This window comes from Nocardia sp. CDC519 (assembly GCF_059509835.1).
The window spans coordinates 4,128,872-4,142,877 of sequence record NZ_CM183377.1; the positions used below are offsets into that span (position 1 = coordinate 4,128,872).

At 66.0% G+C, this 14,006-nt stretch carries 14 protein-coding genes; 7 read left to right on the plus strand and 7 right to left on the minus strand.

From position 1 onward, the window contains the following. Window positions 1–210 precede the first annotated feature (210 nt). The 5 genes from AC5W7N_RS18525 to AC5W7N_RS18545 are packed head-to-tail and all read left to right on the plus strand — an operon-like array spanning window position 211 to window position 6,528. Window positions 211–738 carry a hypothetical protein gene (locus AC5W7N_RS18525; RefSeq protein WP_130915580.1) on the plus strand — a complete coding sequence of 176 codons (528 nt, stop codon included), beginning with the start codon at window positions 211–213 and terminating at the stop codon, window positions 736–738. 27 nt (window positions 739–765) lie between these two features. Further along, the gene (locus tag AC5W7N_RS18530; protein ID WP_014349841.1) at window positions 766–2,268 is read left to right on the plus strand and encodes a site-specific integrase; all 1,503 of its coding nucleotides are present in this window, start codon (window positions 766–768) and stop codon (window positions 2,266–2,268) included. Between the two features lie 11 nt (window positions 2,269–2,279). Then, a complete protein-coding gene (locus tag AC5W7N_RS18535) occupies window positions 2,280–4,010 on the plus strand; it encodes a hypothetical protein (RefSeq protein WP_036542370.1) in 1,731 nt (576 codons plus the stop codon). Continuing rightward, window positions 4,007–6,130, plus strand: a complete 2,124-nt coding sequence (locus tag AC5W7N_RS18540) for an integrase (protein WP_036542375.1) — start codon at window positions 4,007–4,009, stop codon at window positions 6,128–6,130. The genes AC5W7N_RS18535 and AC5W7N_RS18540 overlap by 4 nt, the downstream gene beginning before the upstream one ends. Further along, complete coding sequence (locus tag AC5W7N_RS18545) at window positions 6,127–6,528, plus strand: hypothetical protein (RefSeq protein ID WP_014349838.1); 402 nt, start codon at window positions 6,127–6,129, stop codon at window positions 6,526–6,528. The genes AC5W7N_RS18540 and AC5W7N_RS18545 overlap by 4 nt, the downstream gene beginning before the upstream one ends. Before the next feature lie 305 nt (window positions 6,529–6,833). On the opposite strand, the gene AC5W7N_RS18550 is transcribed toward AC5W7N_RS18545, so the two are convergent. Genes AC5W7N_RS18550 through AC5W7N_RS18565 form a run of 4 tightly spaced genes read right to left on the minus strand, consistent with a single transcriptional unit; the run spans window position 6,834 to window position 9,908 of the window. Then, the gene (locus AC5W7N_RS18550) at window positions 6,834–7,082 is read right to left on the minus strand and encodes a hypothetical protein (RefSeq protein ID WP_228784449.1); all 249 of its coding nucleotides are present in this window, start codon (window positions 7,080–7,082) and stop codon (window positions 6,834–6,836) included. A gap of 34 nt (window positions 7,083–7,116) precedes the next feature. Continuing rightward, the gene (locus AC5W7N_RS18555) at window positions 7,117–7,872 is read right to left on the minus strand and encodes a ferredoxin (protein ID WP_014349837.1); all 756 of its coding nucleotides are present in this window, start codon (window positions 7,870–7,872) and stop codon (window positions 7,117–7,119) included. After that, on the minus strand, window positions 7,857–9,041 hold the full coding sequence (locus tag AC5W7N_RS18560; RefSeq protein WP_048833160.1) for a cytochrome P450: 1,185 nt from the start codon (window positions 9,039–9,041) through the stop codon (window positions 7,857–7,859). Before AC5W7N_RS18560 ends, AC5W7N_RS18555 begins: the two co-directional genes overlap by 16 nt. Before the next feature lie 33 nt (window positions 9,042–9,074). Further along, a complete protein-coding gene (locus tag AC5W7N_RS18565) occupies window positions 9,075–9,908 on the minus strand; it encodes an SAM-dependent methyltransferase (RefSeq protein ID WP_228794051.1) in 834 nt (277 codons plus the stop codon). Between the two features lie 444 nt (window positions 9,909–10,352). On the opposite strand from AC5W7N_RS18565, the gene AC5W7N_RS18570 reads away from it, so the two are divergent. Beyond that, window positions 10,353–11,630 carry a helix-turn-helix domain-containing protein gene (locus AC5W7N_RS18570; RefSeq protein WP_231856041.1) on the plus strand — a complete coding sequence of 426 codons (1,278 nt, stop codon included), beginning with the start codon at window positions 10,353–10,355 and terminating at the stop codon, window positions 11,628–11,630. A gap of 20 nt (window positions 11,631–11,650) precedes the next feature. Continuing rightward, window positions 11,651–12,361 (plus strand): creatininase family protein, encoded by a 711-nt coding sequence (locus AC5W7N_RS18575; RefSeq protein ID WP_014349833.1) that lies wholly within the window; start codon window positions 11,651–11,653, stop codon window positions 12,359–12,361. 421 nt (window positions 12,362–12,782) lie between these two features. On the opposite strand, the gene AC5W7N_RS18580 is transcribed toward AC5W7N_RS18575, so the two are convergent. The 3 genes from AC5W7N_RS18580 to AC5W7N_RS18590 form a co-directional block, all read right to left on the minus strand. Beyond that, entirely contained in the window at window positions 12,783–13,001 is a 219-nt protein-coding gene (locus AC5W7N_RS18580) for a DUF8730 family Cys-rich protein (RefSeq protein ID WP_081505341.1), read from the minus strand. Further along, window positions 13,001–13,624 (minus strand): mycothiol-dependent nitroreductase Rv2466c family protein, encoded by a 624-nt coding sequence (locus tag AC5W7N_RS18585; protein WP_014349832.1) that lies wholly within the window; start codon window positions 13,622–13,624, stop codon window positions 13,001–13,003. Before AC5W7N_RS18585 ends, AC5W7N_RS18580 begins: the two co-directional genes overlap by 1 nt. Before the next feature lie 101 nt (window positions 13,625–13,725). Continuing rightward, window positions 13,726–13,947: a YgaP family membrane protein gene (locus tag AC5W7N_RS18590; protein ID WP_014349831.1), complete on the minus strand. Its 222-nt coding sequence runs from the start codon at window positions 13,945–13,947 to the stop codon at window positions 13,726–13,728. Window positions 13,948–14,006 lie beyond the last annotated feature (59 nt).

Sequence of the window (14,006 nt, forward strand, 5' to 3'; positions counted from 1 at the left end):
AGTCGACGAACCATCGTACACGGTGGGGCCTTTGAGGTCTCGCAAAGACGACACGCCCGGGATGCACAACACGCCGACAACTTCGCCCCTCAGCAACCTACCGGCAATCTAAGTCTCGACAGTGGATTCGAAGCCATGTTGGATATACCCACGCGTTCAGGAGGGCGGGCGCAGAGTCTCCCGTGCGGCACATAAGCGAAGGAGGTAACTATGGACATCACCTGTCCGACGTGCAGGCGGGTTGATTTCGTCCAGAGCGTGCCCGCTCTTTGTTCACAAGGCGTATCAACCGACTATTCCACCGCTATATACAGCGGGACGGGTTTAGCCGCGAGCGGGCTGGTCCCCGTGATCGGAACTGCCACGGTTGAACGCACGCAAACCTCGGCGTTGGCCGCCAGCCTGGCCCGCGAGCCAGAGACTCGTCCGACTGGTCGGCTATTTCTCATCGCATCAGTGTTGCTGCTTATGGCACTGCTTATGGTGGTGCCAGCCGTCGACGCCTACAGGACCTACCAGCCCACCGAGCCCGGTGCGGCGCACTCCGTCAGTACCCTGGTTGGCGCTGCACTGGTGCCCGGCATCTGGGCTATCCCTGCTTCACTACTTGCCGGTGCCGCAGTGCGGCGAAGCCTGCACAACTGGCGAGTCCTGCGGGTGCGGCCGCGCGCCAATGAAATCTGGCGAGCGGGTTTCTACTGCCACCGATTCCTTATTAACTCCGTGTGTTGCAGCTGATCATGTTGCAGTACATAGAGGAGGGTGATGTCCAGGTTGTGGACGGTGCATTGGGTTTCCGCGGAGCTGGCTGCTCCGTCCGGTCAGCATCCGCTGCTGGATGAGTGGCGGGATCTTGTCGAGCGGGAGGAGTCCTTCGGGCTGGATCCGGGTGACCCGTTCATGGTGGATCCGGACTTCCGGGTGGATGCGCGGTTGACGCGCTACTTCGGCCGGTCGTCGTTTGCGAACCTTCGCAAGGCGACGAAGCGCTCGTACACCACGGATTATCGGGTGTTCTTCAATTTCTTGTGGAGCCGCGGGAAGTACTGGGATGCAGCAGATTACGATGATTTGCTCGACTTCGAGGATTGGCGGCGGCGGTCGCCGCGGAACATGCGGCGGATCAGCGGCTCGAAGTGGAACCGGGAGTTGGCGGCGCTGAGTCGGCTCTATGGGTGGGCGGTCAAGCAGGGGTTTGTGGCCGAGAGCCCGGTCGGGGTCAAGACGGTCCGCAACCGCTACGGGGACCTGGTGGAGGTGGCCGAGGCGCGAGCGAAGGACGTCCGTTCCTCGAACGTGAAATGGTTGACGCCCAGGGCGTTTCGGTTGTGGCGCGATGTCGGGCTGCGTGGCTACACCGCCGAAGGCCGCATGGACCCGTCCTGGCGCGGCCGTCACGACGACCGCAATGCCGCGTTCGCCGACCTGCTGTTGAGCAGCGGATTGCGGCTCGGGGAGGGCGGGTCGCTGTTGACGATCGAGCTGCCTGCCTCGGCGAATACGCCGCAGCGGTACGTCGAGGCGCGGCTGGCAGCGGCGGTGGCCAAGAGCAAGCGGGCCCGCACGTTCTACATCTCCGCGACCGTGCTGCGGGAGGTCGAGGCGTATTGCGCTACGACCCGCAGGGGGGCGATCCGGCGGGCGCAAACCGCAGGCCGTTACGACGCGTTGGACGATATCTGGCTGGTCGTCAAGCAGTCCGGGTGGCAGCAACGGGTGCTGCATTGGCGCGACCGGCACGGCCGGACCGGGGAACGCCGGATCGATGCGCTGGAGCCGGACGAGCGGCGGCGGCTGTTCGTCCAGAGTGATAGCGGGTTGGAGCCGCTGTGGTTGTGGCTTGCCGAGGACGGGACCCCGTTCGGTGCCCATTCCTGGGAGGCTGTGTTCCGGGCGGCATCGCGGCGTTGCGCGGTGACGCTGGCGGGGGTGGTGCCGGATCCGCCGTTCGCGACGCCGCATATGGCGCGGCATTCGTTCGCGCTTTACATGCTGGTGGCGTTGCATCGGGCGCTGGACATGCGGCTGGATCTGACGCCCGAGGAACGCCGCGACTACATGCTGCTCTACATGTCGCCCTGGCGGATGGTCAAAGACCTGCTCGGGCACGCGAGCGAACAGGTTACCCGCGATATTTACCTGGCCCCGGTCTCGGACCTGGAGGTGCGGTCCCTGTTGATCGAGGACGACGATCCGGATGTCGCCGAACTGCTGGCGAAGCTGGCGGCGGCGTCGGAGCGGATCCTCGATGCCGAGGTGGCCGGCTGATGGCGCGAGGAGTGCACGCCGGGCTGCCGGCCGAAGGGCACCGGCGGCCATCGGTGCTCGACGATGCCGCTGCGGTGGTCACGCACATCAGCGAGAAGGGTGATCAGCGGGCGATCTTCGACTTCGGTGCGTTGCCGGTGTCGGCTGCGTTGCAGCGATCTCTCGCTGCGGCGTTTGCGAGCCGGATCTACCCACCGGGGGAATGGCGATCGACGGCCACGAGCACGGAGGTGTGGTTCCTGGTCCGCACGTTCACCCGGTGGCTCGCGCAACTGGACCCCGCACCACAGTCCATCGCCGACATCACGCCGGCGGTCTGGAACCAGTGGAGGGTCAGTCGCGCGAATAAGACGTTGGGACAAAGACAGATTCGCAAGATCGCAGCACTGCTGAAGCGCGATGATCAGCTTCCCGAGGCGACTCGCGAGGCGGTGCTGCGACGGGTTGCTTACTCGGGTGCCACGGAATCGGCGTATTCGCCGGAGGAATTCGAGGAGATCAGACAGGCTGCGGCCGGCCACTTCCGGCGGGCCTGGCAGCGGATCGCCGAGAATCGGGCGCATCTGGATGCCTGGCGGTCGGGCGCGTTCGACGACGGCAGCCGCGAGTGGGTGCTGGGTGAAGCGCTCGACCATTTGGCGCGGACCGGGGATGTTCCTGTTGATGTCGGCGCGGACGGACGTCGTCGGGTCGTCGAGCCCTACCTGGATGCGCTGGGCGGGACCAGCTCGGAATGGACCTGGCGGCGGCTGTTTCTCGACCGAGTCGAGATGGTCTCGCTGGTGACGCTGATCGTGAGTGCTCACGGCTGGAATCTCACGGCCGTCTCGGAGATGGTGGTTCCGCAAGTGCTGTCCGCGTCAGCGCCGGGTGAGCCGATCGTCTATCGGGCCGAGCTGGAGAAACGGCGGCGTCACACGGCTCATCGTTACGAGACCCGCAATCTGACCGACTGGGGCCCGAACTCGCCAGGACGGCTGTTCACCCGCGCGATCGAGGCCACCGCCCCAGCCCGTGACCTGTTGCGTGCTCACGGCGCTGCGACCGATCTGCTCATCGTCTGGCACGTTCATCTTCCTCTGCTGGTCAACGATCGCGCTGCGCTGCTGCGCACCGGCATCGGCATCGTCAACCCGGTCTTCCGTCGATGGAGCCAGGTGACCGGGGCCGGGGAGCTGAATCTGCGTCGTTTGCGGCGCACGGTGACCGTCCTGCATCGGCGCACTCCCACTCAGCACAGCCTCGACGTTCACGACCGCGTCTACGTTCTGCGTGATCCGGCCACGCACCGGCGCGCCGAAGCGGTGATCGCCGAGGGGATCGCCGATGCCGTCGACCACGCTAAAGCTGTTGTCGCGGCGAGAGTTACCGATGATTCCTGCGCAGGTGACGTCGGCACCGACACTGCCACGGCGAACTGCGGCGACTACACTCACAGCCCGTTCAGCCCGCACGGATCGCCTTGCCGGGCATCGTTTCTGCTCTGCCTGGCCTGCGCCAACGCGGTGGTCACACCGCGGCATTTGCCGCGCCTGGCCTACTTGCACCAGGCACTGGAAAGCCTGCGCACCGTTCTACCCACCCGGACCTGGGAGCACGATTGGCGCGAGCACCACAGCCGGCTGACCCAGCTCAAGGAGAGTTCGTTCACCGCAGCAGAATGGGCCGACGCGCTGAAGGCGGTCAACGCCAGCGACCGCACGTCCATCGAATTGTTGCTGCGCAAGGGGTTCGACTCGTGACCGCACCATGGCGGCAACCAGCTCTGCCCGCTCCCGCCGATCCGGTGGTCGATCCGGCAACGGTCACCGAACAACGCCGCGAGCTCATCCCCCGATTCGGTGATCCGGTCTGGTCGCTGACATTCATCAGTGACAATCCGTCGACTACCAGCGACCGGATTCAGTGGCAGACTTTCCCTGCGGAGTTGCGTGAGCAGTTCCGTCACGCGGTCTGGGCGCTGCTGAACTTCCCGGTCCCGGACACGGTGCTCACTCGTGGAGGCTCGACAATGCGGGCGCGGCTGAGCCCTCAACGGATGTTCGGCACCGCCATGACCTGGCGGGTATTCGCAACTTGGCTCAGCGAGCGCGGCATCACCGAACTGGCCCAAGCAACCACCGATGTCCTTGCCGACTACGGAAACTACGTGGTCAAGACCCGTAAAGTCGCGCGCAACACCGCCACGAGCCACCTCATCGCGCTGACCCGGCTCCGCGCGTTCGCGCCTTACCTGCCGACCCGCTCGCGCATCGGCGTCCCGCCCTGGGAGACCGAAGGTTTCGACGACTATCTGCCCGCGGCCACTGCCGCCGGTGAGAACTCGACCGAGCCGATCAGCCCGGCCACCATGGGTCCGCTGCTGATCTGGGCATTGAAGTTCACTGAAGAGTTCGCCGACGACATCCTCGCGGCCCGAGCCGAGGAACAACGACTGCGGCGAGTCGTCGCCCAGACACCCGACACCGACCTGCCCCGCGGAACGCCGCCGGCACTGATCGCCTACCTCGCAGATCTGGAGGCAACCGGGAAACCCTTGCCCACGCATACCACCCTCCGATCGGGCGCCGCGGCCACCTATGTCGCCGCGATCACCGGCACCCCGCACAAGAAGGTCCACCGCGTTCTGAAGACTCCACGCTGGCAGCGCTATCGCAAGACCAACCCCGGACGTTGTCCGCTCGACATCCCGATCACCGGCTTGATCGAGGGCGATCCCTGGGTCAGCGCCATCGACTTCGACCAGGTCGAGCCATTCGTCCGGCTGCTGACCACCGCGTGCTTCGTGGTCATCGCCTACCTGACTGGGATGCGCCCGAGCGAAGTACTCGCCCTCGAAGTCGGCTGCTGCCCCGAACCACGGCCAGGCCGCGACGACAGCTCCGGCGGCCGTCGCCATCTCATCCATGCACGGCATTTCAAGACCGCCCGCGACGCCGACGGCAATCATCGCTCCGCTGGTGAGTTGCGCGAAGTCCCCTGGGTTGCAGTTCCACCCGTGGTCACCGCCATCAGGGTCCTGGAACGCCTCAACGGCCCTGCCGGACTACTGTTTCCCGCCCAGCGCGGTGAAAGGCAGGGCCGGTCGCCGGTTCGCGGCACCGTCGTCCAGTGGGTCGAGGGTTTCGTCGACTGGGTCAACGAGCACACCGCCAAGCACGGCCGCGGGGTCGCTATCCCTGCCGACCCGCACGGCAACATCGGCACCGCCCGGTTCCGGCGGAGCCTGGCCTGGCACATCGCCCGCCGACCCGGCGGCCTGGTCGCCCTCGCGGTCCAATACGGGCACATGCGCACGGTGATCAGCGAGGGCTACGCCACCCGCCAACGCGACGGCATCCACGAGCTGCTGGACCTGGAAACCGCTCGCGCGGTCGCCGAACAACTCAGCGAGGTCCACGACGCCCTCGACCACGGAGAGGGCGTCTCCGGGCCCGCCGCCCGGCGGCTGATCCGCGCCGCGCACGAGCAGCACGACCGCTTCGGCGGTCTGGTCACCACACCCCGGCAGGCCAAAGCCCTGCTGGCGGATCCGGCGCTGACCGTGTTCGACAACGCCGACGCCTACCTCGCCTGCAACTACGACCCCGGCAAGGCCCTCTGCAACCCCGCCAACGCCAGCGGGCCCACCCCAACACCGAGCCTGGACCGCTGCCACACCAACTGCTCGAACATCGCCCGCACCGACACCCACGCCCGACAACTACGCACAGCGGCAAACCAGATCCGCGCCCAGGCTGATTCGCCGCTCGTCCCGCAGCCTGTCGCCGAGCGGCTGAAACACCGCGCCGCCTCACTGATCGAGCTTGCCGACACCCACGACCGCACCCGCATCACAACCACCGATCCGGAGCCACGATGACCACCGACCAACGCAGCCAGATCCGCGCCGCGATCGACCGGCTGCTGGCCGGGACCCCGCTACGATCCGACGGCGCTCTCACCGTCGTCGCCCTGGCCGCCGAGGCCGACGTCAAACGCCACGTCCTCACCCACCGCCACACCGACCTCAAAGAGGAGTTCTACGCCCGCGTCCGCGCGCAAGGACACACCCCCGCCAGCGAACAGCAACTGCGCGACGAACTCGATTCCACCCGGCGCAAACTCACCGAAGCCCGCAAGAAGATCCATGAGCTCGAACAATCCGTCGAAGCATTCGCGCGAATCGTCAACGTCCTCACCGTCGAAAACGACCGCCTTACCCACACGTCCGGGCGCAGCATGCGAACCGTCATCCCGCTCAATCCCGAGACGAACTGATGCCCGCTATCCGGCCGCGGCGGGTTCCTCGTCGTTGCCGAACAGCAGCAGCTGCCGGGACACAGTGCTGGACTGACCGATCCGGCGCAGGCATCGAGCGCAGGTGACTTCCGCTCTAGTCGGTGCCAACGCTGTCGGCGACCAGCCCGCGACACCCGTGTGACAGAGAAGTTCGGGCACTTCCTCGTCCCCGACCCATTGCCCGAGGCGGACCGCATGAACCGTCCGCCCGGACCGCACGACAGCATGCACGCCCGGCGCACCGAACACCGCCCGAGTCGAAGCGGCGAGTGGGGCTATATCGGTCACGCGACCACCATACGGTCGGGCACCGACAACACAGGCGGAGAATTCGGGCAGCTCAGTCTCGGCAACGACCTCTCGTCAGTCCGTTCGGCAACACAGCCAGACTTGACAGGGAACACCGCTTCCTCGGCCGCCTGCGCCGCTGACGCGCACACGATGGCGGGCCCGTCGATCGCGGCAGTGGTGCAGTTGTAGCGGCGCAGCTCGAAACCGTGAGCATCCAGGCGGGCTGCGACGGCGTTGGCCATGATCCCGGCGCCGAGTATCGCCACCGTACGCGGTTCACTCATCGCCGCTGTCCTTGCCGTAGAGCAGCCACACCATCGTCGGCTGCCACTCGACACGAACCTCGAGCTGCGGGTATCGGGCGACCACATCGACCGAGGCGATGCAGGCGTCGACCTCACCGTGAGCGGCCGCGCGGGCGGCCAGCGGCTTGGCGTTCACCGACACCAGCTTGGCTCCCGGTGCGTGCCGGTTGGCGAAGATCCGGGTCGCCGGATGGGCGGCCACACTCTCCACCGGTGCCGAGCGCGGCAGATCACGCCGGACCGCGAGACACATCGGCTTGGTCAAGCTCTCCCAGCAGCGGTGCAGCCGCAATACCCCGCTATGCGTGAAGTGCTGATCAACCCAAGAATCGGTGGTCCGGTCGTGCGCGTCCAAAGTCAGGTATCCAGCCGCGACCAGCGCCCGCACTCCACCCTCGGCCGCGGCCGCCATGGCGTCGGCGAAAGAATCCACCAGGCGCACTACCGATGCGTGCCGGCAGGCTTCGGCCTCGGCATCGGTCCCCGGCGGGCCCAGAGTCACGATCGGCGAATCATGCCCGAGTCCTGTCGGTTCCCGCTCGCACACCGTGATCGCATCGTTAGGGCAGCAGGCGGCCGCGGCGCGGGCCTTCTCGATGCACACCATAGTGCCGTCGCCGGTGGCCGTGGCGAGGCCGTCGACGAGCTGGAGGTGGTCGGTGGCGATCGGCAGGCACACTCCGGTGCCCGCGCAGCGGTTGTGGTCGATGATCAGTCTCGCGTCCATGCCACGTCCAATCGTTCGAGGGAGCGCACCACCCGGCCCGCCCGCCAGGTCCCGCCATCGGCGGGATCGGCGAGTCGCAGCCCCGGCAACCGGGTGGTCAAAGCCTCCAGGGCTATCCGTGCTTCCAACCGGGCCAGGCCCGCACCGACGCAGAAATGAGTGCCGTGCCCGAACGCGAGATGCGGCAGCCGCGTCCCGCGGTCGAGCACGAAGGTGTCCGGGTCGTCGAAGACCTTCGGGTCGCGGCTGGCAGCGTGAGTGACGGGGATGACTGCCTCCCCGGCGCGGACCAACACGGGCCCGAGCTGCACATCGGTGGTTGCCGCGCGGGTGAATCCGCCGCCGACTCCGGCCGGCACGAACCGCAGAAGCTCCTCCACCGCAGAAGGGATCAAGGTGGGCTGCTCGATCAGCTGATGGAACCGTCGCGGGTCGCGAAGCAGAGTGAACACCGCGCTGGACAGGAAGACCGTCGCTGTGCCCCGGCCACCGATCAGGCAGGCGATGACCAGGTTCAGCACTTCGGCGTCGGTTTCCTCGGATTGACCCAGCAGCCCGAACAGGCCGATCGGGTTCTGCGCGGCCATCTCTCGGGTCAGCTCTTCGCACTGCGAGCGCGCCGCCGCCAGTGTCTCCGGTGTCGCGTCACGGGCACTGAGCGCGTCACCCAGCAGGAAGATCTCTCGGCGGAAGCACTCAGGGACTGCGAACATGTCGCAGATCACCGAGGCAGCGAACGGCTCGGCGAACCCGGACACAATGTCGGCAGGCTCGCCACCAGCGATGAACTCATCGACAAGCCGATGCGCCAGCTCACTCGCCCCCGGCGCGATCGCAGCTACCCGGCGCGGGGCGAACATCGGCGCGATCAATGTCCGCAAGCGGGTATGCCGCGGCGGGTCGGTCGCCAGAATCGCCTCCGGAGGCAGCACCTCGGTCGAGAGGCGCGCTACATGCGGCTGATTCGCCCGTTCCCGGGAAAAGCGGGAGTCGGCCAGCACCTGGCGCACCAGCCCGTGATCGGTGACCAGCCAACCAGTGGCACCATTGGGCAACTGCACCAGGGTGACCGGTCCGCAGTGGCGATACTCCGGTTCGAGGTCCATCGCGTGCCGCTGTCCGAACGGATATTGCAGCGGGCACGACAATTTCAGTTGGCCACTTTCCATTACTCAGCCCTTCGTGCATTGGAGATTGAGAAATCAGTAACGCCAGCAGGTTTCGTGCGAGCGCTGGCGCTGAGCGTCAGCATTTCGCCGGATGAAGGGGTTCCCCGCCACTGACGACGACTTCTTGATGGCGACCCCGCCGAGCATCAGCCGTTCTTCCGGGAACCGCTCGCGCACTGACGGTCCCATCGGCCACCACTCCTCGAGCTCCACCAGACCAGGCTTGATCAGCTCCAGACCACCGAAGTACGACATGAGCTGTTCTCGCGTGCGATACCATCCCGAACCCAAGCCCATCTCCACGAACTGCCGCTGCAGTCGCACCGCCAGATCCGCGAGGTCGGAGCCGTCATCCGGGTTCCAAAAATGGGTGATGGCAACGTAGGAACCCGGCGGCAGCGCGTCGGTGTATCGACGCATGATGCCGACGGGATCGAGTTCATCGTCGACGTGATGCAGAATCCCGCACAGAATCAACCCCAACGGGCGCTCGAGGTCGAGGTAACGGGAGACTTCGTCATTCCCGAGCACCGTGTCCGGCTTGGTCAGATCCGCGGGCACGAACCGCGTGTAGTCGTTTCTCGCGAGCATTGCCTGCCCGTGCGCGATGCAGACGGGATCGTTGTCCACGTACACGACCGTCGCGCACGGGTTCTGCTCTCGAACGATCTCGTGGGTGTTGCAGGCTGTCGGGAGTCCGGCGCCGATATCCAGGAACTGGTCGATGCCGGCTACCCCGGCCAGGTACCTGGCTACTCGATGCAGCCAACGACGGTTCATCTTCGACACATCACGCTGCCGTGGCGCTACCCGGAGGATTTGTTCGAACGCAGCGCGATCGACGTCGTAGTTGTCCTTGCCGCCCAACGAGTAGTCATAGACGCGGGCGATACTCGCCCGGCTGGTATCCACACCGACGGGCGCTCGCACTCCGGTCAGCGACACAGGAGAAGACATGTATTCCTCACTCGATCAACTCAACTCGCGGGCTAACAGCGACGGGACGCGCTCCGGGCTGAGACGTCCGCGCCTCGGCCTGGAGCAGTGCGACGCTCTGGCTACTCGATCTTTTGGCCCGCTGGGTTGAAACCTGTTGGGCTGCTGGTTCTTGGCTACGATTCTGTGGATGCGAGAACAGGCGTAGAAGCGCCGAAAATGAATAGGTCTTATTCATCCGAGGAATATGGTCCCGGCAAGGGGAAGGCCCGAATGATCACTGATCCTCACGTCCCGAATGACCGATGCCCATGGTGCGGCGGCCGTCCCGGGTCGACGATGCTGTGCGTGAGGTGCCGAGGAAACGCTGACCAGGTGCCAGACCTGCCTGACCATGCGTGGTGGTCGGGCGACCTGCGCCGGGCACTGGATGCTCGCGATATCGGTGCGGTGATCCGCGCGTTCCGATACCACCCGTACCACGCGCGAACGGTGTCCCAGCAGGACATGGCGCGGTGGCTGTCGATCACCCAGGGATACCTCTCTCGCATCGAGACAGGTCGCGTGCCGGTGTCCAACCTCAACACACTCATCAGTCACGCCCGCACGCTTCGAATACCGCCGGCGCTCCTCTGGTTCGACCTGCCCACCCCACCTGACGAGAACGTCTCGCCAGCGCGTTCGCCGAGGAAACCCAGCCTGCTCCCCCCGCGACTCGCGGCGTTGGTATCCGCCCCCACGGAGGACCAGTTGGCCGACACCCTGCTCACCAATCTAGGCGGGTACTCCGCCCGTGACCAACTGGCCGGACCACACGGCGTGATCGAAGTCGTCCGCCATGACTTCGCCTTCATCAATGACCGGCTGACCTCCGCCCGAAATCGCGGACCCCACCGGCTGCTATACACCGCAGGCCGCTACGCCGAATTCCTGAGCTGGCTCTATCAGGACTGCGGAGACCTCGACACCGCTGGCCACTGGTCCCGAATCGCGCTGAACCACGCACAGCATGCCGAGGATGCCCAGTTCCGCGCGTACACGCTGATGCGCAGCTCGAACATCGCCACCGATGCCGGCGACCCGAGCAAGGCGAAACAATTCATCGACGCCGCGCTGGCCCATTCCGCTGCGCTCACCTCACGCCAACAAGCCGCACTCCTTCGCCAACGGGCCCATGTTTCAGCCCTACGCGCGACCCACTCGAAGGCGCGCGAGGACATGCGGGAATGTGTCGACGCGCTGGCCCGCGCCACTGAAGCCGCAGCGGAAGCGACTACTGATCCGGATGATCTCGCCGGCTACTGCTCACCGGAGTACGTCACGATGGAGGCTGCGCACTGCTGGATCGGACTCGGGCAACCCGAGCAAGCTCTGGCGATCCTCCAGCCGCGCTTGGCCGCGTGGAGCACCGAAAGCCGCCGCGACCTCGGGATGGGGCTTGCGCGCCTGTGCACCGCCTATGCCGGAGTAGGTTCGTGGGAGGAGACCCTGGAGGCGGCGAGTTACGCGGCTACCATCGTCGCCGACACCCGGTCGCACCGAACACTGGCACAGCTACACGCCACCGAAAACGTCCTGGTCGCGGCGGGCCAGCCGGATATTGCCCGGGAGCTGGCGCACTGCGTCCGTGCCGTGCAACGTGCGCATCCCTAGCGAGAGTAGGAGCCCTCCGAGTGGAGCTGATCACCACCGCAACCTCGACCGACATCGCCCGCGCCATGCCGACGATTGCGGTCTTGCCGGTCGGCAGCTTCGAACAGCACGGTGACCACCTCCCGCTCTCCACGGACACGATCATCGCCTGCCTGATCGCCCGCGCCCTTGCCGACGCCTATCCCCTCTTCCTCCTGCCACCAGTGACCATCTCCTGCTCCCATGAGCACGAACAGTTCGCCGGCACCCTCAGCCTCAGCCACACCACCCTCACCGCGGTGATCACCGATATCCGCGCCTCCCTCGCGCGCTCCGGCATCACCACTCTGGTGCTGGTCAATGCACACGGAGGCAACTACGTCCTCAATAACATCGCCCAGGAAGCGAACATCACCGGCCGCAACGTGGTCATCTACCCCGGCCGCGACGATTGGAACCAAGCCCGGGTCGCCGCCGGGATGGACACCGACTCCCACGACGACATGCACGGCGGCGAACTCGAAACCTCGATACTGCTCCACGCGGCACCCGAGCTGGTCCGGCCTTCCTTCCGGGACTCCGACCACGACGCTCCGGCCCGGCAGCATCTCCATCTACTCGGCATGGGCGCGTACACCAGCAATGGCATCATCGGACGTCCCTCAGCAGCCACCGACACCAAAGGGAAAGCGGCACTCGATGCACTTACCCGGGCATTCTCGGACTACATTGCCCTCCTCCAGCACCCATAGTTCGACGATTCCACGCCAACCGCCGCTACCGGACGAGTCGAAACATTACGGCAGGATCGTCATGCGTTGCTCATTGCCACTCCGCAACGGTATTCCGGCCCCAGACCACAATGTAATCCATGACACACCGACACGACACGACGTCGAGGAGCCGGGGACTGCTGCCCCCGTACTGCTTCGGTACGCGCTTCTGCCAAATCTCGAACGTCGAGGGCTAGGCGCCATGTTAACGGCGACCTCACGGACAACACAGATTGAACAGCTAGGTCAGAATCATTTTCGGGTCCCACCGTCGCCGTCACCGACTCTCGTACCCCGGCCATGGAGCTGGGGCAGCGAGCTTCAACCTGCGGTCACCAGCGATAACGAGGGCGCACACTGTTGAACTGGGCGAGACTGCCTATGTAATCACCGCGAACACTCAAATGGTCACCGAATCCCTGAAAGGGCGTGATGGTTCCGCCTCGCAGAGAAGCCCCGTGAACGCCACCATTTTGGTGACCGATGCCGCCCTGGCTTCGGCCACTCGCTGTCCGGCACCAGTTATCGGGGATGACCTGGCGCGGAGGGCCTCAATGCGGGCGCCGCAGCCGGACCAGGTGGTTTTGCCGCAGGCGGGGCATCGGGCCGGTGAGCACATCAGTGACCCTCCTCGGTGGCGGCGCCGTTGATTCTCGGCGGGCCTTGGTAGGGGCGATGCAGGGCGGCGAATCCCGGGGTGGTCGCGGCGGTGACCAGGGCGGCGAGCAGGTCCGGGCCGCGCTGCGCGGTCGGGGATTCGGTCAGGACGGGGCCGTGGAAGCCGTGTCCGTCGATGACGATGATCGGACTGCCGCCGGCGCTGCCGAGCGCGTCCTGACTGGCTCGGTGGGTGTTCGCGAGTTCGGCGTCGAGGGTGGTGTCGTCGGTACGTTGGGCCAATGCCGGATCCAGGCCGGCCTCGGTGAGTGCGTCGGTGATCGCGTCATGATCGATCTCGTCGCCGCGAACGTGCAGTCGTGTCCCCAGGGTCTCATACAATCGCGCGAAGGCCTCGCTTCCGGCGGTGTCGGTCGCCGCGGCGAAGACCCGGCCCAGCCGACGTGATCGCTGGATCATCGGCTTGTGATCGGCGTCGACGTCGCCGCCTTCATTGAGCACCGCCAAGCTCATCTGTTGTAGCCGCACAGTGTGCGGACCGGATTCGGCGGCGGCGAGCAGCCACCGCGAGGTCACCCATGCGAACGGGCAGACGGGATCGAGATAGAGGTCGATTTCGGCCATCGACGGCCTCCTGAGGGAAATGGTAGGAACGGCGGCTGGTGTCTTGGCGCGAGCCGTGGGCCGCCGCGCAGGGTTTTGATGCGGTGCGAAAGTTGGGCCGATCAGTGGCTGCTGCGGGGTCGGCCCTGCAGGTCGACTCCGAACACCGGACCGAGCAAGCAGAAGTTGAACACTCCCGCCGCGATCGGGACCAGCCCGATGATCGCCACCACGATCCCGGCGGTCCCGCCCACGAGGAGCAAACCCGCCGCGATTACCACGATTCCGGCGGCGATGCGGGCCAGGCGCCCGGCGGTACTTCGCATGAATTCGACGATGCCCATAACGCTGCACTCCTTCGACGCAGAGACAGGGGTTGCGCCCAACTATACCCCCTGGGGTA